We start from the raw sequence: 26,052 nt of genomic DNA on the forward strand, positions 1-26,052 counted from the left end.
ATGAACACCGAAGACACCACGACCACCGAAGACGCCGCGACCACCGGTAGCCTCGCGGCCGCCGAAGACGCCACGACCACCTACGCCGACTACCGCACCGGCGCCCCGGTCGCCGACGCCAAGGCCCCGGCCGGCCCGGTCGCCGACCGCTGGGACCGCCGCCGCTTCGAGGCCAAGCTGGTCAATCCGGCCAACCGCCGCAAGCACACCGTCATCGTCGTCGGTACGGGCCTCGCGGGCGGCGCGGCCGGTGCCACCCTCGCCGAACAGGGCTACCACGTCGTCCAGTTCTGCTTCTCGGACTCCCCGCGCCGGGCCCACTCCATCGCCGCGCAGGGCGGTATCAACGCCGCGAAGAACTACCGCAACGACGGCGACTCCGTACACCGCCTCTTCTACGACACGGTCAAGGGCGGCGACTTCCGCGCCCGCGAGTCCAACGTGCACCGGCTGGCCCAGATCTCCGTGGAGATCATCGACCAGTGCGTGGCCCAGGGCGTCCCCTTCGCCCGCGAGTACGGCGGCCTCCTCGACACCCGTTCCTTCGGCGGGGTCCAGGTCTCCCGGACCTTCTACGCCCGCGGCCAGACCGGCCAGCAGCTGCTGCTCGGCGCCTACCAGGCCCTCTCGCGGCAGATCGCGGCCGGAAACGTCGAGATGCACGCCCGCACCGAGATGCTGGACCTCGTCGTGGTCGACGGCAAGGCGCGCGGCATCGTGGCCCGCGACCTGGTCACCGGGGAGATCTCGACCCACTTCGCCGACGCCGTCGTCCTCGCCACCGGCGGCTACGGCAACGTCTTCTACCTCTCCACCAACGCCATGAACTCCAACGCGACCGCGATCTGGCGGGCCCACCGCCGCGGCGCCCACTTCGCCAACCCGTGTTTCACCCAGATCCACCCCACCTGCATCCCGCGCACCGGCGACCACCAGTCGAAGCTGACCCTGATGAGCGAGTCGCTGCGCAACGACGGCCGGATCTGGGTGCCCAAGGCGCACGGCGACACCCGTCCCGCCGCACGGATCCCCGAGGAGGAGCGCGACTACTACCTGGAGCGGATCTACCCGTCCTTCGGGAACCTCGTGCCCCGGGACATCGCCTCCCGCGCCGCCAAGAACGTCTGCGACGAGGGCCGCGGCGTGGGTCCGGGCGGCCAGGGGGTCTACCTCGACTTCGCCGACGCCATCCGCCGCATGGGCAAGGACAAGGTGGCGGAGAAGTACGGCAACCTCTTCGAGATGTACGAGCGGATCACCGCGGAGAACCCGTACGAGGTCCCCATGCGGATCTACCCCGCCGTGCACTACACGATGGGCGGACTCTGGGTCGACTACGACCTGGCGACCACGGTCCCGGGCCTCTTCGCCATCGGCGAGGCCAACTTCTCCGACCACGGGGCCAACCGGCTCGGCGCCTCCGCCCTCATGCAGGGCCTCGCCGACGGCTACTTCGTCCTGCCGTCCACCATCAACGACTACCTCGCCCGCCATCCCCGTACCGATGCCCTGGACGACACCCACCCCGAGGCCGTGGCCGCCGTACGGGAGACCAGGGACCGCATCGAGCGGCTCCTCGCGGTCGACGGCGACCGCACCCCCGACTCCTTCCACCGGGAGATCGGCGAACTGATGTGGGAGTACTGCGGCATGGCCCGCACCGAGGAGGGCCTGCGCAAGGCCCTCGCCCGGCTCCCGGAGATCCGCGAGGAATTCTGGCGGCGGATCAAGGTCCCGGGCAGCGGCGAGCAGTTCAACCAGACCCTGGAGAAGGCCAACCGGGTCGTCGACTACCTGGAACTGGCCGAGCTGATGTGCCTCGACGCACTGCACCGCGCCGAGTCCTGCGGCGGCCACTTCCGCGTCGAGTCCCAGACTCCGGACGGCGAGGCCGAGCGGCGCGACGAGGAGTTCTCGTACGCCGCCGCCTGGGAGTTCACCGGGACCGGAGCCGCCCCCGTCCTGCACAGGGAAGACCTCGTCTTCGAGTACGTCCACCCCACCCAGCGGAGCTACGCATGAAGCTCACCCTGCGCGTCTGGCGCCAGCAGCACGCCGACGCCCCCGGCGCCATGGCGGCCTACGAGGTCGACGGCATCTCGGAGGACATGTCCTTCCTGGAGATGCTCGACACCCTCAACGAGGACCTCATCCTGCGCGGTGAGGACCCGGTCGCCTTCGACCACGACTGCCGCGAGGGCATCTGCGGCGCGTGCAGCCTCGTCATCAACGGCGACGCGCACGGACCGGAACGCACCACCACCTGTCAGCTCCACATGCGTTCCTTCGCCGACGGCGACACCATCGACGTCGAGCCCTGGCGGGCCGCGGCCTTCCCCGTGGTCCGTGACCTGGTGGTGGACCGGAGCGCCTTCGACCGGATCATCCAGGCGGGCGGTTACATCACCGCCCCGACCGGAGCCGCGCCCGAGGCGCACGCCACGGCAGTGCCCAAGCCCGTCGCCGACCACGCCTTCGAGAACGCCGAGTGCATCGGCTGCGGCGCGTGCGTGGCCGCCTGCCCCAACGGCTCGGCGATGCTCTTCACCGCGGCCAAGGTCAACCATCTGGGCGTGCTCCCGCAGGGTTCGCCGGAGCGGGAGACCCGGGTGCTGGACATGGTGGCCCGGATGGACGGCGAGGGGTTCGGCGGCTGCACCCTCACCGGCGAGTGCGCCACCGCCTGCCCCAAGGGCATCCCGCTGCCGTCGATCGCGGCGATGAACAAGGAATGGCTCCGGGCCGTCCGCAAGGGCGGTCGCTGAGGGCCTCCGGACATTCGACGCCGGGCTTTTCCGAGGATCGTTTCGGGAAAGTCCGGTTTGTCGACGGACCGGTCGCGGATTCCTGTGAGGGGCCTGTGACCTGCATCGACTTGTACGGACCGCCAAAGGTCCAAGGTCCTGTTCAACATTCAGCCATCCCGGCATATTGTGATGTTGACCTGGGCGGAACTGCCGTTCACGGCCGAGGGTAAAAACGATCGCGACCCCCGAGGTGTGACCATGAGCGGCATGAGCGGATTCCGCAGACGCCTGCGCTGGACCGGCCTCCACCGGCTCGCCCGGGTCCTGCGGCCGTCCGCCCGCGTCCCCGGTCAGCCCGGGCGCACGGAGCGCGAACGGCTCGACGCCGCGCCCACCGGGACGCCGGACCCGCGCCCTCCCGACCGCGAGGAAGAGCTGCTGGCCGTCCTCGCGAAGAGCGAGGGCGCCGTCCGCTACCGGGGCAGGCTGGCCCTCGTACGGGACGACCTGATGCCCGCCGACCTGCGCGCCGCGAACCTCCGGGCCGCGGCCGAGGCCCTCGAAGGCGCCGGGATCGGCTACGGGCTGGTCCCCGACGGCGGACTCCTGCACCGCGTCGCCATCGCACCCGGCGCCCGGGCGACCGCGCTCGCCGCGTGCGCGGAAGCCTTCACCGGACGGCCGGTCTACGCCGAGCTGCTCGGCGAGGGCGGAACCCTCGCCGTCACCCTCGCCGAGGCCCTCCCCGCGGCCGTCGCCGCCCAGGAGGCCGAGCGCCGCCACGACGCGGCCGCCGACGAGGAGGACCCGTACCACAAGGTCAAGGGCGTCCGCCTGCACCAGCCCGTGGTGACCTCCGGGCGCACCCTCTACCTCGGCGCCGACCACGGCTGCGACCTGGAGTTCTGGGATCCGCCGGAGTCCGGCTCCGGCGGAGTCGCCTCCATCCGCGAAACCCCCTTCGGCTGGTGGGTGCCCTCGCTCGCGGCCACCCTCACGCGCCGCGTCGGCGACCGCGAGTACCCGGTCGTGGACGCCCTCGCCCGGCGCTTCCCCGACGACATCGACTTCCCGATCGACGCCGTGATCACCTGGGTGGACGCCGACGACCCCGTCTGGCGCCGCCGCAGGGACCGGGCCCAGGCCGAGTACGCCGAAGACACCCGCCGTGCCGGGTCCGGCGCCGCCGGTGCGACGGGGGTCCCCGCGGTCGACGACGCCGACCACCGCTACCGCGACCGCGGCGAACTGCGCTACTGCCTGCGCTCCATCGCCGCGCACGCCCCCTGGATCCGCCGGATCTTCCTCGTCACCGACGACCAGGTGCCGACCTGGCTGGCCACCGACCACCCGCAGGTCACCGTCGTCTCCCACCGCGAGCTGTTCGCCGACCCCGGCTCGCTGCCGGTCTTCAACTCGCACGCCATCGAGACGCAGCTGCACCGCATACCCGGCCTCGCCGAGCACTACCTCTACTTCAACGACGACATCTTCCTCGGCCGTCCGCAGCAGCCGCAGAGCTACTTCCTCCCCTCCGGGCTGCCCAAGGTCTTCCACGACACCCGGGCCGTCCCGCCCAGCTCGCCGGACATCCGCGACGACGTGTTCACCGCCTCGCAGCGGGCCACCCGCCGCGCCGTCGAGGAAGTCGCCCGCCGCACCTACCCGCGCATCCTGGCCCACGCGCCGTACCCGATGAGCCGCTCCCTCTTCGCCCAGGCCGAGGAACGGCTCCCCGGACGCCTCGCCGCCACCAGCCGCTCGGCCTTCCGCAGCGCCACGGACCTCGCCCCGATCACCCTGGCCGCGCACCTCGCGCTCGCCGAAGGCCGGGCCGTCGAAGGGGAACTGGCCCTCGCCTACGTCTCCACCGACCGCCCGGAGGAGATCGAACGGCTGCCGGAACTGGTCCACGACCGCCGCACCGACGCCTTCTGCCTCGCCGACGACTGCGGTACGCAGCTGTCGCCCGAGGAACAGCACCGGGCGGTCACCGCGTTCCTGGAGGCGTACTTCCCGGTCGTCTCGCCCTACGAGAAGTGCGCGTTCATGCCCGCTCAGCGGGGGAGCGGCACCGGAGCCTGCGCCGATCGGCTGACCGCGGCGGCGCGGGCCGTGCCGTACACGTGACCGGGAACCGTCATGGGTGACAGTGTCCGGCATGGCAGAAGCACCAAGAGGCCTCGGACCACGGCGCCGGACCGTGCTCGCCGCACTCACCCCGATCGCCCCGCTGTTCCTGGCAGGCTGCGCCGCCGACGAGCGCCCGGCCGCCCCCGCCCCGGGACCGCAGCCGCCCGCCCATGACGCCCTGATCATGGTGATCCGGCACGCCGAGAAACCGTACGCCGGGGACACCGGTGAGGACGACGAGGGCAACGACGACGCGGGATCCCTCGCCGGCCGCGGCCGCCGCCGTGCCGAGGCCCTGTCCCAGCTCTTCCCGCCCACCCCGGGGGCCGCCCTGCCCCGGCCCGCGGTGATCTTCGCGCCCGGCCCGGCCGGCCCCGCCAGGTCCCGCCAGACCGTGGCCCCACTGGCCGGGGCGCTGCGCACGCCCGTACGGGCCGACCTCGCCGTCGGCCGCGAAGCGGACCTGGCCCGCGCCGCGCTCGCCGCCCGCGCCCCCGTCCTCATCTGCTGGGAACACACCGGCATCCCGCGCCTGGTCCACGCCCTCGGCGCCGACCGGGTGCTCGGCATCCCGGCGGGCTGGCCCGACCGCTACGACCTCGTGTGGCTCCTGGACCGCCGCAAGGGGGAGTGGAGCTTCCGCGAACTCCCGCAACACCTGCTCACCGGGGACGCATAGCCCGTTCAAGATAGGCCGCCGTACGCCCCTCCCCGGACCGGGCCACCCGGTCCGGCGGGCCGGCCGCCACCACCCGGCCGCCGTCCGCGCCGCCGCCCGGACCCAGGTCGATCACCCAGTCCGCGCCCGCCACCACCGCCATGTCGTGCTCCACGACCACCACCGAATGCCCGGCGTCCACCAGCCCGTGCAGCCGGTCCAGCAGCACCTCCACATCGGCCGGATGCAGCCCGGTCGTCGGCTCGTCCAGCAGGTACAGGGTGTGGTCCCGGCGCACCCGCTGCAGCTCGTTCGCCAGCTTGATCCGCTGCGCCTCGCCGCCCGAGAGCTCCGTCGCGGGCTGCCCGAGCCGCAGGTAGCCCAGGCCGATGTCCGCCAGCGCGCGCAGCGCACGGTCGGCCGCCGGGACCTCCGCGAAGAAGACCGCCGCGGCCTCCACCGTCAGCCCCAGCACCTCCGCGATGTTCAGGCCCGCGTGCCGCACCTGGAGGGTCTCGTCGTTGTAGCGGGCGCCCGCGCACGCCGGACACGGGGCGTACGTACTGGGCAGGAAGAGCAGCTCCACCGAGACGAAACCCTCGCCCTGACAGGTCTCGCAGCGCCCGCCCGCCACGTTGAAGGAGAACCGGCCCGCCTTCCAGCCGCGCGCCCGCGCCTGCGGGGTGGCCGTGAACAGCGCGCGGACCGCGTCGAACAGACCCGTGTAGGTGGCCAGATTGGACCGCGGGGTCCGGCCGATCGGCTTCTGGTCGACCTCCACCAGCCGCCGGACCGCAAAGTCCGGCTCCGCCGCCGCGATCCGCTCCCGGACCGTGTCCGCCAAAACCTGGCCGACCAGGGTGGACTTGCCCGATCCGGAGACTCCGGTGACCGCCGTGAACACCCCCAGCGGGAACGCGGCCGACAGGTCCCGCAGGTTGTGCCGTGTGACCCCGGACAGGCGTACCTCGCCGGTCGCCGCACGCGGCGCCCGCTCCGCCCGCCCGGCCCCCTCGGCCGGACCTGCCGGACCGGCCAGGAACCGCGCGGTGGCCGAATCCGGTACTCCGGCCAGTGCCCGCGGCGGCCCGCTGTACAGCACCCGGCCGCCGTGCTCCCCGGCCAGCGGCCCGACGTCCACCAGCCAGTCCGCGTGGCGCACCACGTCCAGGTGGTGCTCCACCACGAAGACGGTGTTCCCCGCCTCCTTGAGCCGGTCCAGTACGCCGAGCAGCGCCTCGGTGTCGGCCGGATGCAGCCCCGCCGACGGCTCGTCCAGTACGTACACCACCCCGAACAGCCCGGACCGCAGCTGCGTCGCCAGCCGCAGCCGCTGCAGCTCGCCCGCCGACAGGGTCGGCGCGGTGCGGTCCAGGCTCAGGTACCCCAGGCCCAGCTCGGTGACCGGGCCGATCCGCGACCGCAGGTCCGCGGCCAGTACCCGGGCCGCCTCACCGGCCGGGGGAGCGGAGGCCAGTACGGCGTCCAGGTCGGTCAGCGCCAGCGCCGCCAGCTCCGCGATCGTCCGGCCCGCGAAGGTCACGGCGAGCGCCTCCGGGCGCAGCCTGCTGCCCGCACAGACCGGGCAGGGGGAATCGGCGAGGAACTTCTCGGCCCGCGCCCGCAGCGTGGCGCTCTTCGTGCTGCCGAAGGTCTTCATGACATAGTGCCGCGCGCTCATGTACGTGCCCTGGTAGGGGCGTTGGATCCGGTCCGCGTCCCGCACCGGGTGCACGGTGACCACCGGCTGCTCCTCGGTGAACAGGATCCACTCGCGGTCCTTCGCAGGCAGCTCCCGCCACGGCCGGTCCACGTCGTGGCCCAGCACCTCCAGGATGTCCCGCAGGTTCTTGCCCTGCCAGGCCCCCGGCCAGGCGGCGATCGCACCCTGACGGATCGACAGACCGGAGTCGGGCACCAGGAGTTCCTCGCTGGTGCGGTGGACGCGCCCGAGCCCGTGACAGGAGGGACACGCGCCGGCCGCCGTATTGGGGGAGAAGGCGTCCGAGTCGAGCGACGGCGCGCCCGGCGGATAGCTGCCGGCCCTGGAGTACAGCATCCGCAGGGAGTTGGACAGCAGGGTCACCGTCCCGACGGACGAGCGGGAACCGGGCGTGGAGCGCCGCTGCTCCAGGGAGACGGCGGGCGGCAGCCCGGTCACGGAGTCCACCTTCGGGGCGCCGATCTGGTGGATGAGCCGACGGGCGTACGGCGCCACGGACTCGAAGTACCGGCGCTGCGCCTCGGCGTACAGGGTCCCGAAGGCGAGCGAACTCTTCCCGGATCCGGACACTCCGGTGAAGACGGTCAGGGCGTCACGGGGGATGTCCACATCGACCCCGCGCAGATTGTGCTCCCGGGCACCGCGCACGCGAACGAAGGAATCACGGGCGGAGGGGTCGGTCGGCTGGCGCATTCATCACATTTTACGGGGTCCGGGTCACCCTGCCCGACGCCGGGACACCCTTTAGGGGGACTTACTTCGCGGGGGTCGCTGACTACGCTCGTCCCTGAATCCACTCACATGCAATTGCATATGGGATGGAGGGAGTGTCGGTCATGGGATTCGGAAAGAGGTGGCCCGTGGGATTCGAGAACGGCATGGCGGCGGACGGCATCACATCGGTGCGCTGGGTGAAGAGCAGCGCGAGCAGCGGGATCGGGAACTGCGTGGAGGTGGCGGCGCTGCCGGGAGGTGATTTCGCGGTGCGCAATTCGAGGTTCCCCGGCGGCCCGGCCCTGGTGTTCACCCGGGACGAGATGACGGCGTTCGTGGCGGGAGCGGGCGCCGGGGAGTTCGATCACCTGCACGGAGCGGATGCCTAGGGTAAATTCCTGGCCAATGCTTGATGAAACGGGCATGCGAGATCCAGACTGGGCCGCTGATGGCGCTTTTCAGTCAGCAAGGAGCTCGCATGTCCGGTCGTCCGCGACCACCGCGCGGGGTCACCACCCCCGCGCCCCCCGGTCCACCCGCCGCCGGGGCCCCGGCCGAACGGGGCCCCGCCTCACGGCTGCTGGGCGAGCGGCTGCGGAGACTGCGGGAGGACCAGCAGCTGTCCCTCGTGGACGCGGCGGCCCTCATCCGGGGGTCCGCGTCGAAGCTCAGCAGACTCGAACGGGGCGAGAGCCCGGCCAAGACCAATGACGTCTGGGACCTGGTGCGCCACTACGGCCTGCCTGCTGACGAGTACGACGAGATCCACGAACTCCTCGACCAGGTACGGCTGGAGCGGCGCGGGCGCAAGTACGAGGACCTGACCCCCGACTTCCTGCGCAGGCTCATCTCGCTGGAGGCACAGGCGAAACGGATCTGCGCCTACGAAACCCACGTGGTCCCCGGGCTGTTGCAGACCAAGGAGTACGCCCGGGTGCTCGTGGGCCTGGCCACGGAGGCGGACCCGGTGGAGATCAGCCGGCACGTACGGGTGCGCGAGGAGCGCCAGCGGCTGTTGAACCGCCCGCACCGCCCCGAACTCATCATGATCCTGGACGAGAGCGTGCTGTACCGGCCCGTCGGCGGCCCGCGGGTGATGCGCGACCAGATGCGGCACCTGAAGAGCTTCGCTTCGGACGGGTCCACCGACGCGCACATCCGGATCCTGCGCTTCGACCACAACGAGGTCGGCACGGCCCCCGGATTCCCGGTCACCCACCTGCAGTTCGTGGACGGCGGCCCGGCCGAGCTGGTGTACGTCGAGCAGTTGGAGAGCGCGGACTATGTGACGGCCCCCGCCCGCGTCAGGCGCTACCGCGAGGTCATGGACCACCTGATGGAACGCGCCCTGCCGTGGCAGGAGAGCGTCGACTTCCTCGACGAGCGGATCCGGGAGTACGCGGCCAAGGCGGAGGCCTCGGACCCGCCGGGAACGGCCCCGGCCGGGGACTGACTCAGACGATCCGCCCCACCCCGCCCCACGCGATCAGGTCGGTGGCGCGGGGGAGCGCCGGGCGGACCGGATCCGGGCGCCAGTCGGCGACGTCCCCCAGCCCGGGCTCGATGATCTCCAGCCCGTGCAGGAAACCGCGGACCTCGTGCTCCTCGCGCACCCGGCCCCAGCCGCCGAGCGTGGCATCCCTGATCAGCGAGGTCACCCGGTCGCGGACCTCGGGGCACCGGCTCGTGTACTGGCACACCACCAGGAAGCTGCCCGGCGCCAGCCGCTCCTTGACCCGCTCCAGCATGGGCAGGACGTCCTGGTCGGGCAGGCACTGGGAGACGGCCACGAACAGGGCGGCCGTGGGTTCGCCGGGCCGGATCAGCCCGCGGACCTCCGGAGCGGCGAAGACGGCCGCGGTGTCGCGGACGTCGGCCGACACCACGGCGGTCCACGGGTTCTCGACCAGCCGGGCCCGGGCGTGGGCCAGGACCAGCGGGTCGTTGTCGATGTAGACCACGCGGGACCCGGGGGCGACGGTCTGGGCGACCTCGTGCACATTGTCCCGGGCGGGCAGGCCGCAACCGTGCTCCAGGAACTGCCGGATGCCGTAGTCACGGGCGAGGACGCGGACCGCGCGGCGCAGGAAGGCCCGGCTGGCGAGGGCGAGGGTGCGGGAGCCGGGTGCGATGCCGAGCAGGTCTTCGCAGACCTTCTGGTCCACGGGATGGTTGTCGACCCCGCCGAGCAACCGGTCGTAGATCCGCGCGACGCTCGGCGTGCGCACACCGTGGTGCATCCGTCCCCCTCAACCCTGCCCCAAGAGTTGTGCCGGTCACAACTGACCATGTTAGAGAGGAAGTGGATCGCGCGCCGTCACCTGAAGGTGTGGAAAACAGGGGCGCGCGGAGGCAGTTGTCGTTCGGCGAGGCGTCCGGCGGTCCGGGGGACCGCCGGAGCGACGGCGACGGCGGTCGGGAGCTATCGGCGCGGGGCGTGCTCCCGGCGGATCCTGCGGGCCCGGCGCTCCCTCGCGGCCCACCGGCGGATCGAGTACGCGACCCCCGCCAGGGTCAGTGCGAACCCCACCACGTCGAGGGTCACGGAACCGCCCTCCCGGTACACGAGCAGGGCGATGAGCAGGCAGAGGAGGACGAGGCCGATGGCCAGGGTGATGCGCAGGAGGGTTTGCCCGCCGGACTGCTGCGGGATACTGCGCTTACGTTGCACCGGGATCCATGCGAGGAGCCCCCGGCGTGGCGGGTTGAGCAAGGCGATTCCTTTTCCCTTGGCTTGACGGACGGCCCTGGGCGCTGGAACGCCCGGGGCCGTCTTGCTCTGTTGGAAGCGGGGCCGAATCTACCTTCTCCTCAACAGAAGTGACGTCCCGGCAGAACGTGCGAAAGGGCCCCTCGTGGGAATTCGAATCCCCCTATGATCGGTCTGCCGCTGTCAATGCGGCATATGGCCTGGCCTGGCCCGCGCGGGCTCGGAAAGGGCTCTTGCCCAGCGGAGATCCGGGTGTTGCGGGGGGCCTGGAAGGCCTGATGAGATTCACCCGTAGGAATGAAGTTCGCACGCTTGTGCCCGGGATGGCGCATTGCGCGGCGCTCGAATCGCCCGTGCGTATGCAACGTACGCAGGGCGCTTAATTCGCTTAAGCGAAGGCTTCCTTCGTCGCTGTCGGTGCCCGCGCCTACGCTGGCCCGCATGAGCGCACACACGAACGGCCGGCCGCTGGCCGTCTTCGACATCGACGGGACCCTCTCCGACACCGCGCACCGCCAGCACTTCCTGGAGCGCCGGCCCCGGGACTGGGACGGCTTCTTCGGTGCGGCCCAGGACGACCCGCCGCTCGCCAAGGGCGTGGCGATGGCGGTCGGGAGCGCCGCCGACTGCGAGGTGGTCTACCTGACCGGGCGGCCGGAGCGGTGCCGCGCGGACACCCTGGAGTGGCTGGCGCGGCACGGGCTGCCCGAGGGGCGGGTGTGGATGCGCGGCGACCAGGACCGGCGCCCGGCCCGGACGACCAAGCTGGAGGTGCTCCGCCGGATCGCCCGGGGCCGGGAGGTGCGGATGCTCGTGGACGACGACGAGCTGGTCTGCCAGGCGGTGCGCGCCGCGGGGTTCCGCGTCGTACGGGCGGACTGGGCGGCGGACGCGCCGGAGCTGCGCGAGGCTCAGGAGGGCGAGGGGCGCACCTGATCCCGCGCGCCCGATCCCGCGCGCCCGATCCCGCGCTCGGGCCTCGCCGTCGGGTCAGTCCTCGCCGTCGAGGCGGAAGCCCACCTTGAGCCCCACCTGGAAGTGCGCGACCTCGCCGTTCTCGATGTGCCCGCGGACCTGGGAGACCTCGAACCAGTCCAGGTTCCTGACGGTCTGGCCCGCGCGGGCGATGCCGTTGCGGATGGCCTGGTCGATGCTCTCGGTGGAGGTTCCGACGATCTCGGTCACGCGGTAGGTGTGGTTGGACATGGGGCTCTCCCGAGGGTGGGGGCTGGTGCCTCGTTCCACGGTGCCCCAGTACGTCCCGGTCCGCGAGGCGGAGGGGGCCCGGAGGAGCCGTGCGGCCCGCATGCGACGTTCCTGTGAACCCTGTGTGTGCACCAGGTGGAGGAGACGTACCGGTTCGTCGCATTTGTGCAGAGAATCCAGCGCCCGAGCCCCTTGACCCGCCCATTGGTCCATGCCAATTTCAAGCCATCTGAGATCAACCCACCAGAAGGTGACCTTCGTGAAAATGCGTTTCCTCGCCGTGTGCACCGCCCTCGTGGCCGCCACCGCACTGACCGGCTGCAGTGCGCTCGGCAGCTCGGACGGCGGGCCCCAGAAGGTCACGCTGTGGCTCATGAAGGGCAGCGCCTCGGATGGCTTCATCAAGAAGTTCACCGACGCCTACGAGAAGGACCACCCCGGGGTCGACCTCGACATCAAGATCCAGGAGTGGACGGGCATCGGCGACAAGGTCAACGCCGTGCTCAAGGGCAAGGGCAAGGAGAAGGCCGACGTCATCGAGGTCGGCAACACCCAGGTCGCGCAGTACATCGAGACCGGCGGCCTGTCCGAACTCACCCTGGAGGGCCTGCGCGAGTGGGGCAGCAAGGACTGGCTCAAGGGCCTGGCCGACCCCGGCAGCGTGAACGGCGCCCAGTACGGCGTCCCCTGGTACGCGGCCAACCGGGTGGTGATCTACAACAAGGACATGTTCACCAGCGCCGGGATCAAGACGCCCCCGAAGAACCGCGCGGAGTGGATCTCCACCACCCAGAAGCTCGACAAGGGCGCCCAGCAGGGCATCTACCTGCCGGGCCAGAACTGGTACGTGCTGTCCGGGTTCATCTGGGACGAGGGCGGCGACCTCGCCGTCGAGACCGGCGGCCAGTGGATCGGCACCCTCGACACCGGTGAGGCCCTGGCCGGCATGGACTTCTACAAGCAGCTCCAGGCGCTGGGCGACGGCCCCAAGAGCGCCGACGAGGAGAGCCCCTCGCAGGCCGAGGTCTTCGCGCGCGGCCAGATCGCGCAGATCATCGCCCCGCCCGGGCAGGCCGCGCAGATCGAGGAGCTGAACCCGGCCCTCAAGGGCAAGCTCGGCTTCTTCTCGATACCCGGGAAGACCAGCGAGAAGCCCGGAGCCGTCTTCACCGGCGGCTCCGACCTGATCATCCCGGACCACACCGCCGACCGGAAGGCCGCCGTGGACGTGATCACGGCCCTGGTCAGCGAGAAGTGGCAGACCGAACTGGCCCGCGAGATGAGCTACGTCCCCAACAAGACCACCCTCGCGCACGTCGTCGAGGGCAACGACGGCGCCACCGCGATGGCTCCGGGAGCCGCCCAGGGACGGGCCACCCCGAAGTCCGCCCGCTGGGCCGAGGTCGAGGCCAAGAACCCCATGAAGCCCTACATGACGGCCGTCCTGTCCGGTCAGGACCCGAAGGAAGCCGCGAAGACGGCCTCCGAGGCCCTCAGTAAGATCCTCAGCTCCGACCGCTGAGTTCGGGCCGCTGAGTTCCGGCACCTGAGCCCGACCGCTGAGTTCAGCGTTCGCACATCCAGGTGCCGCCGCTCGGTCATGTCGAATCCAGCCGGTCACGGAAGAAGTAAAGGAGTCAGGCCGATACGCCGCCGGCCTGGCTCCCGCTTCCGGATCAGGAGCCACGTCATGACCATCGCCCCCCTTTCCCCCGCCGACCTCACCACCCTCCCCGTGGCCCCGCGCCCCGCACGCCCGCAGGCCGTCCCCGCCCTCCCCGCGCCCCGCTACGCCGTCCGCCTGGCCCGTGACGAGGACGAGGTGCGCGCCGCCCAGCGGCTGCGCCACCAGGTCTTCGCGGGCGAGCTCGGCGCCCGCCTCGACGGCCCCGAGCCGGGCCTCGACGCCGACGCCTTCGACGCCTACTGCGACCACCTCCTCGTCGTCGAGGAGGAGACCGAGCAGGTCGTCGGCACCTACCGGCTGCTGCCCCCGGAGCGCGCAGCGGTCGCGGGGCGGCTCTACTCCGAGGGTGAGTTCGACCTCTCCGCCCTCGCGCCCATCCGGCCCGACCTGGTCGAGGTCGGCCGCTCCTGCGTCCACCCCGACCACCGCAACGGCGCGGTCATCGCCCTGATCTGGGCCGGGCTGGCCCGCTACATGGACCGCTCCGGGCACAACTGGCTGGCCGGGTGCTGCTCCGTCCCGCTCGCCGACGGCGGGGTCCTCGCCGCCGCCACCCGGGAGAACGTCCTCACCCGCAGCCTCGCCCCCGAGGAGTACCGGGTCACCCCGCACCGCCCCTGGAGCCCCGAGGGCATCACCTTCCCCGACCGCGTCGAGCTGCCGCCGCTGCTGCGCGGCTACCTGCGGCTGGGGGCCTGGGTGTGCGGGGAGCCCGCGCTCGACGCCGAGTTCGGCGTCGCCGACCTCTACGTCCTGCTCTCGCTGCGCCGCACCAACCCGCGCTACCTCCGGCACTTCCTCTCGCTCGCCCCCGGCGCATGAGCGCCTGGCTGCCCACCTCGCCCTGTACCCCCGAAGCCTGCGCCGCCCACCGCGGCCCGGCCGCGGGTGCCGCGCACGCGGCGGTGCGCCTGTTCACCGCCGTCCTGGTGCTGCTGCTCGGCATCCTGGCGGCGCCCGCCCTGCGGCCGCTGCCCGCCGGGCCGCGCGGTGCGCTCGTACGGGCCTGGGCGCGCGGGTTCGTCCGGTCCTTCGGGATCCGGATCACCGTCCACGGGACCCCCGGACCGGACGGGGGCCGGCTCGTCGTCGCCAACCACATCTCCTGGCTCGACATCCCGCTCGTCGCGGCCGCGCTGCCCTCCCGGATGCTGGCCAAGAGCGAGATCCGCGACTGGCCGGTCCTCGGGGGGCTCGCCACCGGAGCCGGGACCCTCTTCATCGAACGCGAGCGGATCAGGGCCCTGCCGGACACGGTGGGGCAGCTCACCGCCGCGCTGCGGGCCGGGGACCGGGTGACCGTGTTCCCCGAGGGCAGCACCTGGTGCGGGCGCGGCCGGGGGCCCTTCCGCCGGGCCGCCTTCCAGGCGGCCCTGGACGCGCGGGTCGCCGTACAGCCCGTACGCATCGAATACCGGCTGGCCGACGGGCGGCTCGCGGGAGCGCCCGCCTTCGTCGGCGACGACCCGCTGACCGCCTCGCTGTGGCGGATCGCCCGGGCCCGCGGAGTGCGGGCCGACATCACCCTGCTGCCGCGGATCCCGCCGGGCCGTCACCCGGACCGGCGGGACCTCGCCGCGGCGGCTCAGGCGGCCGTCGCGTCCGGCTCCGAACCGTTGAACGGCATCCCGGCGCCCCGCACCTCCCCGGCGCCGCGCACCTGGTCCTCCGCCGTGGCCGCGGCGACGGACAGGGACACCGCGAACCGGCCCGCCCGGTCCGTCCACCACTGGGTCAGTTCGAGTCCGGCGGACGCCAGTTCACCGCGCACCCCCTCCTGACGGAACTTCGCGGAGATCTCGGTCAGGATCTCCTCACCCGCCGCGAACGGCACCACCAGGTCCAGCGCCCGGATCTTCACCACGGCGTCCGTCCGGGCGCGCAGCCGCATCTCCATCCACTCGTCCTCCCGGTTCCACACCGCCACGTGCGCGAAATCGGCGGTGTGGAAGTCCGCGCCCAACTCCCGGTCGATGACGGCCAGTACGTTCCGGTTGAACTCGGCCGTCACCCCCTGCGCGTCGTCGTACGCCGCCACCAGCACCGCCTCGTCCTTGACCAGGTCGGTCCCCATCAGCAGCGCGTCCCCCGGCGAGAGCATCGCCCGTACGGACGCCAGGAAGGCGGCCCGCTCGGCGGGCCGCAGGTTCCCGATCGTCCCGCCCAGGAACACCACCAGCCGCGGCCCCGGCGACGGCGGCAACGCCAGCGGCCGGGTGAAGTCCGCCACCAGCGCGTGGACCCGCAGCCGCGGCCGGTCCGCCAGCAGCACCCCGGCCGCGCCCCGCAGCGCGCTCTCGCTCACGTCCACCGGGACGTACGTGTCCAGCGCGGGCAGTGCCTCGATCAGGTGCCGGGTCTTCTCCGAGGACCCCGAACCCAGCTCCACCAGGGTCCGGGCGCCGCTGACCGCCGCGATCTCGCCCGCCCGTTCCAGCAGGATCTCCCGCTCCGCGCGCGTCGGGTAGTACTCGGGCAACCGGGTGATCTCCTCGAAGAGTTCACTGCCCCGGCTGTCGTAGAACCACTTGGGCGGCAGCGATTTGGGGGACGCGGTCAGTCCCTCGCGCACATCGGCGCGCAGCGCCGCCTCCGCCGCGTTCTCGTCGAGGGTCCGGGTCAACCGGAAGCCGCCCATGGGGAATTCACTCACTGGGTCTCCTTGAGTGGGGTCAGGTCGACGCGCGTACGGGAAGCGGTCAGCAGCGTCCGGTCGGGGACCTCGCACCAGCGGGGGTCGTCGTCGTAGGGCTCGGACGCGACGACCGTGCGCCCCGCCCGGTCGTCCGCCAGGTACCACAGCGAATCGCCCCAGGCCGTCGCCGCGATCGCGTGGCCGTCGGTGAGCAGCAGGTTCAGCCGGGACCCGGGCGAGGCCGCCGCCAGCTCGTACACCGGGCCGGTCAGCGCCTCGCCCAGGCTCCCGCCCGCCCGCAGCACGCGCAGTACGAGCGCCCACACCAGCGCTGAATCGGAGCGGGCGGCCAGCTGGAGCAGCTCCAGCGGCGCCAGCGCGGCGGCGGGCCCGGCGGCCGCATCGGGCCAGTCCCGCACCGCGCCGTTGTGGCTGAACAGCCAGGGTCCGGACGCGAAGGGCGCGGCCGCGGCCTCCCCGTCGGCGCCGCTCAGGGTCGCGTCGCGGACGGCGGCCAGCGCGGCCCCGCTGCGCACCACCCGCGCGAGATCGCTGAAGGAGGCGTCGCCCCACACCGGGCCCGCCCTGCGGTAGCGGGCCGGTATAGGGTCCCCCTCCGCATACCAGCCCATTCCGAAACCATCGGCGTTGACCGTCCCGAAGCGCTGGCGGCGGGGCTCCCAGGACTGGCGCACCAGCGAGTGATCCGGTTCGGTGAGCAGTCTGCCGAGCGGCACCACCGGTCCCAGCCATGCGATGTGACGGCACATCAGATGTCCCTCGCGGTGCGGAAACCGGCGAAGATCTGGCGGCGCACCGGCAGGTCCCAGTTGCGGAAGGTGCCCCGGCAGGCCACCGGATCCACGGCGAACGAGCCGCCGCGCAGCACCTTGTGCTCCGGACCGAAGAACACCTCGGAATACTCGCGGTAGGGGAACGCCCGGAACCCCGGGTAGGGCAGGAAATCGCTCGACGTCCACTCCCACACGTCGCCGATCAGCTGGCGCACGCCGAGCGCGGACGCCCCGGCCGGGTAGCTGCCCGCGGCGGCCGGGCGCAGGTGGCGCTGGCCGAGATTGGCGTGCGCGGGCGTGGGATCGGCGTCGCCCCACGGGTAGCGGGTGGACCGGCCGGCCGCCGGGTCGTGGCGGGCCGCCTTCTCCCACTCGGCCTCGGTGGGCAGCCGCCGCCCGGCCCAGCGGGCGTACGCGTCCGCCTCGTACCAGCTGACGTGCAGCACCGGCTCGTCGTCGGGCACCGGCTCCACCACGCCGAAGCGGCGGCGCAGCCACTGGCCCGCCTCCCGGTACCAGAACAGCGGGGCCTCGATCCCGTGGCGGCGGATCTGCTCCCAGCCCTCGGCCGCCCACCAGCGGGCCTCGCCGTAGCCGCCGTCCGCCATGAAGGCGCGGAACCGGGCGTTGGTGACCGGGACCGTGTCGATCCAGAAGGGCCCGGTGTCCCGCGTGTGCGCGGGACGCTCGTTGTCCAGTGCCCACGGCTCGGTGGAGGTGCCCATGGTGAACGGCCCGCCGGGAACCAGGACTTCGGCGGCCGGCGGCGGAGGCCCGCTCGGCGGTTCCGGCTCCGGGGCGGTCAGCACCGGGCTGCCCGGCCGCAGCTGATGGGTGATCAGCATCGTTTCGTCGTGCTGCTGTTCGTGCTGCGCGATCATCCCGAAGGCGAAGCCGTCGTCGAGCAGCGCGGAGCCTTCGAACGGGGTCCGCTCCAGCAGGTCGAACACCCGGTCCCGCACCCGCGCGCTGTAGCCGCGCGCCTCGGCGGGGCCCAGCAGCGGCAGGGCGGGCCGCTCCGCGCGGGGATGCGCGAACGCGTCGTAGAGCGGGTCGATCCCGGGAAGGAGCGGCTCCCGGCCGGCGACCCGGCGCAGCAGCCACAGCTCTTCCTGGTTGCCGATGTGCGCGAGGTCCCACACCAGCGGGGACATCAGCGGCGAGTGCTGCGCGGTCAGGTCGGCGTCGGTCACCGGGTCGGTCAGCCCGGCGGTCCGGACCCGGGCGGCGGTCAGCGCGGCGGCCGCCCGTTCGCGCAGGTCCCCGGGCGGCGCCTGGGGCGCCCGGTCGGTTTCGGCGCTCACGGGCGCGCCTCCTTCCGGTCAAGGGCGGGAGCTGGAGATGGAGCCGGGGCGGGTGCCGGGGACGCCATCGTGGCGCCGGACCGGGTGCGCGCCTCCTCGGCCTCGTCGGCGGGGCAGCGGCCGCGCCGCACGAACCGGTCGGTGAACTCGCCCACGGCGTCCCGCACCCGGGTGTCCGCCCCGAGGCGCGGCAGCGCCTCGGCCGCCGCCCGGAAGCAGGCGCGGGCGGCGGCGCGCAGCTCCGGGTCGCGCGGCCCGAACCGGGCGGCCGAGCGCCAGAGCGGATTGCGCGGCGCGGGCCGCGGGCCGTAGGAATCGGCGAGCCCCTTCGCCACGCGGTACGCCGTCTCCGCGGCCTCCGGATCGTCGAACAGGGCGTGCACCACGGCCACCGGGACCAGCCAGCCGTCCGGACCCGGCTGCGCGTCGATCATCCGCAGCTCCAAGTGCCCGCGCGGCCGGACCGGCGGGAACAGGGTGGTGAGGTGGTAGTCGAGGTCCGCGGCGGTCGGCGGCCGGGGCCCGGCGCCGCGCAGCCACCCGCGGAAGCTCAGGCCCCGGGGGACCTCCCAGGCCCCGGCCGCCTTCTCGTGGTCCGGACCCGGTGGCCGTACGCACATCACCGTGGTGTCGAGCGCGTGCCGGGTCCAGGCCTCGCGCGGGTCGGCGTCCAGCGGCGGGGCGAGGGCGCGCGCCGTGTCGAGGTCGCTCCAGACGCCCTGGCGGGAACACCGCCAGCCCGCGTACGGGCCGCTGGGGGCGGGGGAGTTGGCGAAGGCCGACACCAGCACGGCGCCCAGCAGGTGCGCGAACCGCCAGCGCCTGCCGTACCCGAGCGGCCCGGGCTCCTCATGGCCGGCGTCGACACAGACCTGTACGGAGGCGGACGCGCGCATCATGGCCCGTCCGGCCGGTCCGGTGCGGTCGAAGTAGGTCTCCATCGCGGTGTAGCGCGGGCTGTCCAGCAGCCGCCGCAGCGGCAGGCGCAGATCGTGCCCGAGACCGTCGAGTACGACGCCCTGGGCGCCGAGGGCGGCGCGTACGGCCGTCAGATCGGTCTGGAGGTCGCCGACGCACCCCATCAGGGAGGTGGCGGGCGGCGAGCTGAGTTCGAGCTGGCCGCCGGGTTCGACGGTGAACCGGGACCGCAGGGGCAGGGCGGCCGCCGCGTCGTGCGCGGCGGTGAGCCGGGCGGGCGGCAGCGGTCGGGCGGGGTCCTCCGCGTCCAGCAGCAGCCATTCCAGTTCGGCACCGACCAGCCGGGGCGGGCCCGTCTTGAAACAGATGCCGCGTACGAGGTCCTCGGCGGCGGTCTCGGTGAGCGGGTGCGCGGGGTGCTCCGCGGGATGCCCGGGGGGACATCCCGGGGGACGTTCGGGGGGATGCTCGCGGACGTGTGCCATGGGTGAGTCCTGGGGCATGACCGGATCCTCATCTCCTGTCGTGAGCCGTGACATCACCGTTGCCTACCCGTCGTGGTCGGGCCGTGAATCGTGCGGTTCGCATCAAGATCGCGCAAACCGGTGTCGGATCGCGCAAGGAATTGCGTTGCCGCTTGCGCTCCCCGTTCCGGAGAATCGGGGGATGAGCAGTAGATTGCGGGCCATCGCGCTCGAAAACGCGCAGATCGTGACGGCCGGGGGATATCGGTCGAGGTCGGGACGGGAGGTTCCGCTCGCCGCCGCCGTGGCGGAGGCCAAGGCAGGAACCAGGATATATGGCCCCAATCCACTCATTCCAGGCGAACCGGAGGGCACGGGGAGCCGGGCGACCGTGTTCGAGGTGACCGGCGAGAGCAGCACCGTCGCCGCCCGCAGGCTCGCCGCCGACGGCCCGGTCGCGGTCCTCAGCTTCGCCTCGGCCCGCAATCCCGGGGGCGGTTACGTCCGCGGGGCCAAGGCCCAGGAGGAAGCCCTGTGCCGCGCCTCCGCCCTCTACGAGACCCTGCTGGAGGCGCGCGAGTACTACGAGGTCCACCGCGCCGAGCGGAGCACCTTCTACACCGACCGGGTGATTCACTCGCCCGGTGTCCCCGTCTTCCGCGACGACCGCGGTGACCTCCTGGAGGAACCCTTCCGCGCGGGCTTCCTGACCTCCCCGGCGCCCAACGCGGGCACGATCCGGCGCCAGGAACCCGAGCGGGCCCGCGAGATCCCGGCGGCGCTGGCCCGGCGGGCGGAGCGGGTCCTGGAGGTGGCGGCCCTGCACGACTACCCGCGCCTGGTGCTGGGGGCGTGGGGGTGCGGGGTGTTCATGAACGACCCGGCCGAGGTCGCCGAGGCCTTCCGGGCCCTGCTGACGGGCCGCTTCGCGGGGGTCTTCGACCGGGTGGCGTTCGGAATCCTGGACCGCGCCCCCGGCCCCCGCCGCGCCTTCGAGGCGGCCTTCCCGGGCTGAGGGGCGCGGGGCCGGGGGGAGTCGCTAACTCCAGCCGTACCGCTCGCGCAGGCGGTCCACGACCAGCTGGAAGCGGCCCCGGTCCAGGGCGCAGGCCTCGCGCCGCATGCCGTCCTCGTGCACCCGCAGCACCCGGTCCACGTCCACCCAGGACTCCCGCCCGGCACCGTCCCAGGGGCCGGTGCCGATCGGGACCCACTCGCGGTCGTGGTCGTGCCGCTTGCTGGAGAGCTGGACCGCGAGCACGGTGCCGCGCCCGGTCTCGCGGGCCACGACCAGGACGGGGCGGTCCTTGCCCCGCCCGTCGTTCTCCTCGAACGGAACGAAGGTCCACACGATCTCGCCGGGATCCGGGTCCCCGTCGTGGTCCGGGGCGTACGAGGTGCGGACGGGCCCGATGGCGTGCGGATCGACCTCGGCGGTGGCGCCGGAGCCGTCGCGGCCTGGTTGCTCGACGTGACCGTTGCTGTGGTGTGAAAGTGCCGTCATTCGGGTGAGGTTAGCGGTGCGGGACCGGTGGGCGCGGGATTTCGCGCGGCCGTCCCGTCGGTGGGGGGCGTCTGCGCGGCGGCCGCGGAGAGGTGCAGGCCGTGGGCGTGGATGAGGACACCGGCCTGGGTGCGGCTACGGGCCCCGAGCTGGTCCATGAGTTCGGAGATGTGGCGGCGGCAGGTGCGCAGGGACAGGCCCAGGCGGCGGGCGATGACCTCGTCCTTGATGCCGTCGGCGAGCAGGACGGCGACCGTGCGTTTGATCTCCTCGGTCACGGTACGGGCCGCGGCCGGGCCGCTGAGGTAGGGGGTCGCCCGGTTCCAGGACTGCTGGAAGGCGTCGTAGAGGAAGGCGACGGCGGAGGGCTGGCGGATGACCACGGCTCCGCGGGGGCGCGCGTGGTCGGGGATGAACGCGACCCGCCGGTCCACGATGATCATCTGGCCGAAGAGCTCGTCGAGGGTGCGGATCTGCGATCCGGCCGCCGCGGCGGTGCGGACATAGTCCTGGGTGGGCTGGTGGAAGCGGGCCGGGTGCTGGTAGATGCACCGGATCTCGATGCCGCGGTCGAGCATGGCCAGGTCGCGGGGCAGCGCGTCGGCGAGGATCTCGGCGGGCCGGCCGCCGCCGGGCTGGAAGGAGACGACGTCCGTGCGGCAGTCGGCGACGCAGGAACTGATGGCGTTGCGGGCGGCGTGCACGTCGGGCAGGAGTTCCAGCACCTCCGCGGACGACGGTCCGTCGTGGGCGCGGGGGAGCGGGAGTGCCTCAAGGGTGGCGCGCAGTGCGGCGGCCTGCTCCTGATGGATCTTCAACTGCACGTGCGCCGCGCGTAGTTCTTCCTCCCGAGGGCCGAGGAGGGTGGCGATGGCGTGGTGGGGGCTGACCGGTTCCCAGGCGTCCCCTTCGGGGGCGGGGCGCAAGAGCTGCCACGCCTGGAGTGCGGCCAGGTGCTCGTGGTGGGCGTCGGTGCGTAATCCGGTGGATTCCGCCGGTGATCCGGTCAACTCTCCTTGTTCCAAGGCCTGGTGGTAGAGCGTCACGGCGTCCCGGGAGAGCGGGGGAAGGCCCGCGGTTTCGGCCAGCCCGGAATTTTGGGGTGTTTTGTCTCCCTGGCCAGAAAGGGCCTGCAGCTTGTGGGCGGGTTCGTGGGGGGTGCCCAGACTGGCGTTTTCTCTGTCTATGTCCACTTTTGCCTTCCCCTCTCAACTGGCCTGCACGTTCAGGGCGGATCCACCGCATGGTCCGAGCGGCGCGGACACGGCAGTGTTTCCCCCAGAAGGAAGCAGCCCGGAGAACCGGGAGCTAACCGATCAAGATCTGGGGATACGTTATGCGAAACATCTTCCGAATGGCAGCTGTCGCGGCAAGCGCGACGTTCGTCCTCGGTGCGGCCGGTGTCTCCCACGCGGCGCCGCTGGCCGGAAATGACCTGCTCGCCGGTGGTACCAGCGCCGGAATCCAGTCAGACGAGACCGGCTGGGGCGAGATCTCCTGCCAGTCGGTGCCGCGCCCGGCCTCCTGCCCGCAGATCTAGGCCAGCTCCCGGTCCTTCGCGGTCACGCCGCCCCGGTCCCCTCCGGAATCCGCGCCGCCGCCCACCCCATCCGCCTGAGTCCAGCCCGTCCGAGGAGATGACAGCCGTGCACGCGTTCTCACACTCCGATCACGATCCCTTCCACGACCGCTTCTACGACCCCCGGCAGGACGGCGAGGGCGGACCGACGGCCGACGGCGCCCTTCCCTGGCCGCCCACGGGCCCGGAACAGGTCGTAGTCCTCTGACCCCGGTCCGGCTTCAGGACCACTGACCCCGGTCCCGGCTTCAGGACCACTGGCCCCGGCCCAGGACATCCGGCCCGCGCCCCTTCGGCGGCGCCCGCCCACCAGACTTCCCCCGAGGCCCTCTCCTCCCGCCCCGGGGTGATCCCGCCCGGCCCGCTCCCGGCGAGCCCCGCAGCGGCCCCGCCGCACTCCCCGCGCCCCGCGCCCCGCACCCGCCACCCGGCGGTGACCGCCCCGCGGTGACCATCCCGCGCCCGCGCTCCCCTTCTTCCTTCCCGCCCGGCCCCTGCGCGCCGCGTTCCCGACGGCAGGCGGTCCCGTCCCGCCGCCGTGCCCGGCCGCGTCCTCCTGGAGAACCCCGTGGAAAGAATCAACCACCTCGCCTACTGCCGTGCGGACCAGCGGTTCTACGAGAACTCCGACACCGCACGCACCGGCGCACCGTTCCCCGCCACCGAGCGCCCCGCCCCGGACGGCTGGCGCCGCAGCGAGACCAGCAGCTGGCTGTACGTGCACCCCGAGCACGTACAACTCCCCGCGCAGGGATGGAAGATCCACGTCTCGGCCACGGCGGCGGACGCCGCCGAGGTCATCGACACGGTGTGGGAGTACTGCGTACCCCGCTCGCTGTCCTTCAAGTTCCTGCCGCACCCACAGGTGCACCAGGCGATGAACAGCAAATACGCACCCCGCGGCGGCAGCGGCAAGCTCCTGACCCTCTACCCCGCGGACGACGCCTCGCTGGAACGGACCCTCGACGAGCTGGGCTCCCTGCTGCGGGGACGGCAAGGTCCGTACATCCTCAGCGACCTGCGGTGGCGGGAAGGGCCGCTCTACCTCCGGTACGGCGGCTTCGCCCGGCGTGAATGCCTCTCCGAAAGCGGTGAGCGGACCCTCGCCATCGCCCGCCCCGACGGGGTGCTGGTGCCCGACGAGCGCGCCCCCGTCTTCCAAGTGCCCGACTGGGCCCCGGTTCCCGGCTTCATCGCCGAACAGATCGAGGCCCGCGCCGCGGCCCAGGACGACGACGCGTTCCCGTACACGGTGGAGAAGGCGCTGCACTACTCCAACGGCGGCGGCATCTACCTGGCCACGGACAACGACACCGGCCGCAAGGTCGTGCTGCGCGAAGCCCGGCCGCTGGCGGGCCTGGACGGTTCCGGCGACGACGCCGTCACCCGGCTGCACCGGGAGGCCGACACCCTGCGCCGGCTGGCCCACCTGGACTCCGTACCGGACATACTGGGCACCTTCACCGCCTGGGAACACCACTTCCTGGTACAGGAGTTCATCGAGGGGCAGACCCTCCAGCGGTACATGTCCACCACCAACCCGACGATCAAACCGGGTTCGGGGCCGAGCGAACGCCAAGCGTACGCCGACACCGTCCTGGACGTCCTCGGCCAGCTCGAACGGGTCCTGGAAGCGGTCCACGCCACCGGCACCGTCTTCGGCGACCTCAGCCCCAACAACGTCATGGTGCGTCCGGACGGCCGGGTCGCCCTGGTCGACTTCGAGATCGCGCACCGGCCCGGCACCGACGACCCCGATCCCAGCATCGGCACGCCCGGCTACATCGCCAAGCACGCCACGGGCTTCGACCGCGACCGCTACGCCCTCGACTGCCTGCGTCTCGGCCTCTTCCTGCCGCTGACCATGACGCTGGACCTCGACCCGGACCGCGCTGGTCAACTGGCCGAGGCCACAGGGGAGTTGTTCTCCCTGCCCACGGAGGTGGTCGAGCGGATCACCACCGGCCTGACGCCACCGGGACACACGGCGCGCACCGACCGGACCGTGGCCGACCTGTTCGCCGCCACCGCCGCCGCACCGGTCTCCGCCCCCGCCCGTGAGCTGGAACGCGCCCTCGTCGCGGCCATCCGGGCCAGCGCCACCCCGGACCGTCAGGACCGTCTCTTCCCCGGGGACCCCGCGGCCCTGCACGACGGCGGCTACACCATGGCCCACGGCGCGGCCGGCGTCCTGTACGCACTGGCCGTCACCGGCCACGCCACGGACCCGGAACACCACGAGTGGCTGTGGCAGGCCACCCACCGCGCCTCCGAACCCAGGCCCGGCCTGTACGACGGCCTGCACGGCGCCGCACACACCCTGCACCTGGTCGGCCGCACCGCACAGGCGCTGGAGGTGCTGGACCGCGCCATCGACCTCACCACCGACCTCACCCCCGTGGGCCTGCACGACGGACTGGCGGGCATCGGCCTGAACCTGCGGCACTTCGCGCACGCCCTGGACGAACCCGGCCTGCACGCCCACGTGTTGCAGACCGCCGAACGCCTCGTGACGCGGCTGGCCGGCGTCACCCGGGCCCCCGCCGCCCGCGCCGGACTCCTGCGCGGCTGGAGTGGCCCCGCCCTGTTCTTCCTGAGCCTGTACGAGGACACCGGCGACACCGGCTTCCTCGACCTGGCGAGGGAATGCCTCCAACTCGACCTGGACCACTGCCAGCAGATCGACTCGGTGCTCAACCTCAATGACGGCACGCGCCTGTTGCCGTACCTGGGAGCGGGCAGCGCGGGCATCGCCGTGGCCCTCGCGGCCTACCTGCAGCACCGTCCCGACGGCGAACTCGCCGTCACCCTGGACTCGTTGCACGAGGCCACGGACCTGAACTTCACCATCCAGAGCGGACTCTTCGCGGGCCGGGCCGGACTGGCCGCCGCCATCGCCCACAACCGGGTGATCGAAACCAGCCCCCACCTGGAGGCCGGTTTCAAGGGGCACATCCGCGACCTGTCCTGGCACGCCATGGCCCACGCCGACGGCATCGCCACCACCGGTGACCAGAACATGCGGCTGTCCATGGACCTGGCCACCGGCACCGCGGGCATCCTCCACACCCTGCACACCGTCGCGGGCCGGCTGCCCGCCCTGCCCCTCCTCGACCGCCCCGGCGTCCCCGCCCGCCCGGAGCAGGACCGGAGCGCGCCGCGGCCGCTCGCCCTGCACTCGGCCGCCGTGGGCGAGCCGGCGAGTACCGGTGACCCGAACAGCGTCTGGGCCTGCGACGGCACCGAAGCCACTCCCTGACCCACCTCACCCCTCCT

The 26,052-nt window shown here is 72.6% G+C and carries 23 protein-coding genes and 1 pseudogene; 14 read left to right on the plus strand and 10 right to left on the minus strand.

Annotation, left to right across the window (positions count from 1 at the left end; translation table 11 throughout):
• The 4 genes from OHS33_RS31660 (at position 1) to OHS33_RS31675 (ending at position 5,559) form a co-directional block, all read left to right on the plus strand.
• Complete coding sequence (locus tag OHS33_RS31660) at positions 1 to 2,022, plus strand: fumarate reductase/succinate dehydrogenase flavoprotein subunit (RefSeq protein ID WP_330333837.1); 2,022 nt, start codon at positions 1 to 3, stop codon at positions 2,020 to 2,022.
• On the plus strand, positions 2,019 to 2,765 hold the full coding sequence (locus OHS33_RS31665; RefSeq protein ID WP_330333838.1) for a succinate dehydrogenase/fumarate reductase iron-sulfur subunit: 747 nt from the start codon (positions 2,019 to 2,021) through the stop codon (positions 2,763 to 2,765). The genes OHS33_RS31660 and OHS33_RS31665 overlap by 4 nt, the downstream gene beginning before the upstream one ends.
• A gap of 240 nt (positions 2,766 to 3,005) precedes the next feature.
• On the plus strand, positions 3,006 to 4,877 hold the full coding sequence (locus OHS33_RS31670) for a stealth family protein (protein ID WP_330333839.1): 1,872 nt from the start codon (positions 3,006 to 3,008) through the stop codon (positions 4,875 to 4,877).
• A gap of 31 nt (positions 4,878 to 4,908) precedes the next feature.
• Complete coding sequence (locus tag OHS33_RS31675; RefSeq protein WP_330333840.1) at positions 4,909 to 5,559, plus strand: hypothetical protein; 651 nt, start codon at positions 4,909 to 4,911, stop codon at positions 5,557 to 5,559.
• Here the strand turns inward: OHS33_RS31675 and OHS33_RS31680 are convergent.
• Complete coding sequence (locus OHS33_RS31680) at positions 5,543 to 7,954, minus strand: excinuclease ABC subunit UvrA (protein WP_330333841.1); 2,412 nt, start codon at positions 7,952 to 7,954, stop codon at positions 5,543 to 5,545. The genes OHS33_RS31675 and OHS33_RS31680 overlap by 17 nt on opposite strands.
• A 185-nt stretch (positions 7,955 to 8,139) precedes the next feature.
• Here OHS33_RS31680 and OHS33_RS31685 point away from each other — a divergent pair, with 185 nt between their 5' ends.
• Both OHS33_RS31685 and OHS33_RS31690 read left to right on the plus strand, forming a co-directional pair.
• Positions 8,140 to 8,364: a DUF397 domain-containing protein gene (locus tag OHS33_RS31685; protein ID WP_330335284.1), complete on the plus strand. Its 225-nt coding sequence runs from the start codon at positions 8,140 to 8,142 to the stop codon at positions 8,362 to 8,364.
• Between the two features lie 89 nt (positions 8,365 to 8,453).
• Positions 8,454 to 9,428, plus strand: a complete 975-nt coding sequence (locus tag OHS33_RS31690; RefSeq protein ID WP_330333842.1) for a DUF5753 domain-containing protein — start codon at positions 8,454 to 8,456, stop codon at positions 9,426 to 9,428.
• A 1-nt stretch (position 9,429) separates the two neighbouring features.
• Here the strand turns inward: OHS33_RS31690 and OHS33_RS31695 are convergent, their stop codons facing one another.
• Together OHS33_RS31695 and OHS33_RS31700 are read right to left on the minus strand one after the other, a co-directional pair.
• On the minus strand, positions 9,430 to 10,203 hold the full coding sequence (locus OHS33_RS31695; protein WP_330333843.1) for an SAM-dependent methyltransferase: 774 nt from the start codon (positions 10,201 to 10,203) through the stop codon (positions 9,430 to 9,432).
• A 194-nt stretch (positions 10,204 to 10,397) separates the two neighbouring features.
• On the minus strand, positions 10,398 to 10,646 hold the full coding sequence (locus OHS33_RS31700) for a hypothetical protein (RefSeq protein WP_330333844.1): 249 nt from the start codon (positions 10,644 to 10,646) through the stop codon (positions 10,398 to 10,400).
• Positions 10,647 to 11,126: 480 nt separating this feature from the next.
• On the opposite strand from OHS33_RS31700, the gene OHS33_RS31705 reads away from it, so the two are divergent.
• The gene (locus tag OHS33_RS31705) at positions 11,127 to 11,621 is read left to right on the plus strand and encodes a phosphatase domain-containing protein (RefSeq protein WP_330333845.1); all 495 of its coding nucleotides are present in this window, start codon (positions 11,127 to 11,129) and stop codon (positions 11,619 to 11,621) included.
• A gap of 54 nt (positions 11,622 to 11,675) precedes the next feature.
• Here OHS33_RS31705 and OHS33_RS31710 read toward each other — a convergent pair whose 3' ends face one another.
• Positions 11,676 to 11,891: a dodecin gene (locus OHS33_RS31710; RefSeq protein ID WP_330333846.1), complete on the minus strand. Its 216-nt coding sequence runs from the start codon at positions 11,889 to 11,891 to the stop codon at positions 11,676 to 11,678.
• A 259-nt stretch (positions 11,892 to 12,150) separates the two neighbouring features.
• On the opposite strand from OHS33_RS31710, the gene OHS33_RS31715 reads away from it, so the two are divergent.
• The 3 genes and pseudogenes from OHS33_RS31715 to OHS33_RS31725 all read left to right on the plus strand — a co-directional run.
• On the plus strand, positions 12,151 to 13,413 hold the full coding sequence (locus OHS33_RS31715) for an extracellular solute-binding protein (protein WP_443065376.1): 1,263 nt from the start codon (positions 12,151 to 12,153) through the stop codon (positions 13,411 to 13,413).
• Positions 13,414 to 13,581: 168 nt separating this feature from the next.
• Positions 13,582 to 14,400, plus strand: coding sequence for a GNAT family N-acetyltransferase (locus tag OHS33_RS31720; protein ID WP_330333847.1), 819 nt, complete (start codon positions 13,582 to 13,584; stop codon positions 14,398 to 14,400).
• Positions 14,397 to 14,927: pseudogene (locus tag OHS33_RS31725) on the plus strand (lysophospholipid acyltransferase family protein); the annotation flags it as partial. The gene OHS33_RS31720 and the pseudogene OHS33_RS31725, both read left to right, overlap by 4 nt.
• A gap of 236 nt (positions 14,928 to 15,163) precedes the next feature.
• Here the strand turns inward: OHS33_RS31725 and egtD are convergent.
• Genes egtD through egtA form a run of 4 tightly spaced genes read right to left on the minus strand, consistent with a single transcriptional unit; the run spans position 15,164 to position 19,732 of the window.
• A complete protein-coding gene (egtD, locus tag OHS33_RS31730; RefSeq protein WP_330335286.1) occupies positions 15,164 to 16,216 on the minus strand; it encodes an L-histidine N(alpha)-methyltransferase in 1,053 nt (350 codons plus the stop codon).
• Between the two features lie 11 nt (positions 16,217 to 16,227).
• The gene (gene egtC, locus OHS33_RS31735) at positions 16,228 to 16,983 is read right to left on the minus strand and encodes an ergothioneine biosynthesis protein EgtC (protein ID WP_330333848.1); all 756 of its coding nucleotides are present in this window, start codon (positions 16,981 to 16,983) and stop codon (positions 16,228 to 16,230) included.
• Positions 16,983 to 18,311: an ergothioneine biosynthesis protein EgtB gene (egtB, locus tag OHS33_RS31740; protein ID WP_330333849.1), complete on the minus strand. Its 1,329-nt coding sequence runs from the start codon at positions 18,309 to 18,311 to the stop codon at positions 16,983 to 16,985. The genes egtC and egtB overlap by 1 nt, the downstream gene beginning before the upstream one ends.
• Positions 18,308 to 19,732 carry an ergothioneine biosynthesis glutamate--cysteine ligase EgtA gene (gene egtA / locus OHS33_RS31745; protein WP_330333850.1) on the minus strand — a complete coding sequence of 475 codons (1,425 nt, stop codon included), beginning with the start codon at positions 19,730 to 19,732 and terminating at the stop codon, positions 18,308 to 18,310. Before egtA ends, egtB begins: the two co-directional genes overlap by 4 nt.
• Before the next feature lie 163 nt (positions 19,733 to 19,895).
• On the opposite strand from egtA, the gene OHS33_RS31750 reads away from it, so the two are divergent.
• Positions 19,896 to 20,708: a TIGR02452 family protein gene (locus OHS33_RS31750; RefSeq protein ID WP_330333851.1), complete on the plus strand. Its 813-nt coding sequence runs from the start codon at positions 19,896 to 19,898 to the stop codon at positions 20,706 to 20,708.
• Positions 20,709 to 20,732: 24 nt separating this feature from the next.
• On the opposite strand, the gene OHS33_RS31755 is transcribed toward OHS33_RS31750, so the two are convergent.
• Positions 20,733 to 21,197 carry a type II toxin-antitoxin system PemK/MazF family toxin gene (locus OHS33_RS31755; protein WP_330333852.1) on the minus strand — a complete coding sequence of 155 codons (465 nt, stop codon included), beginning with the start codon at positions 21,195 to 21,197 and terminating at the stop codon, positions 20,733 to 20,735.
• Positions 21,194 to 22,207 carry a helix-turn-helix transcriptional regulator gene (locus OHS33_RS31760; RefSeq protein ID WP_330333853.1) on the minus strand — a complete coding sequence of 338 codons (1,014 nt, stop codon included), beginning with the start codon at positions 22,205 to 22,207 and terminating at the stop codon, positions 21,194 to 21,196. Before OHS33_RS31760 ends, OHS33_RS31755 begins: the two co-directional genes overlap by 4 nt.
• 344 nt (positions 22,208 to 22,551) lie before the next feature.
• Between OHS33_RS31760 and OHS33_RS31765 the strand changes: the two genes are divergently transcribed.
• From OHS33_RS31765 to lanKC, 3 genes are all read left to right on the plus strand, one after another.
• Positions 22,552 to 22,737 carry a hypothetical protein gene (locus tag OHS33_RS31765; RefSeq protein WP_330333854.1) on the plus strand — a complete coding sequence of 62 codons (186 nt, stop codon included), beginning with the start codon at positions 22,552 to 22,554 and terminating at the stop codon, positions 22,735 to 22,737.
• Between the two features lie 106 nt (positions 22,738 to 22,843).
• Entirely contained in the window at positions 22,844 to 22,984 is a 141-nt protein-coding gene (locus tag OHS33_RS31770; RefSeq protein ID WP_330333855.1) for a hypothetical protein, read from the plus strand.
• 360 nt (positions 22,985 to 23,344) lie between these two features.
• Positions 23,345 to 26,035 (plus strand): class III lanthionine synthetase LanKC, encoded by a 2,691-nt coding sequence (lanKC, locus tag OHS33_RS31775; RefSeq protein WP_330333856.1) that lies wholly within the window; start codon positions 23,345 to 23,347, stop codon positions 26,033 to 26,035.
• The last annotated feature ends 17 nt before the right edge of the window (positions 26,036 to 26,052 follow it).

Origin of the sequence: Streptomyces sp. NBC_00536, assembly GCF_036346295.1 — a bacterium.
Lineage (GTDB): Bacteria > Actinomycetota > Actinomycetes > Streptomycetales > Streptomycetaceae > Streptomyces.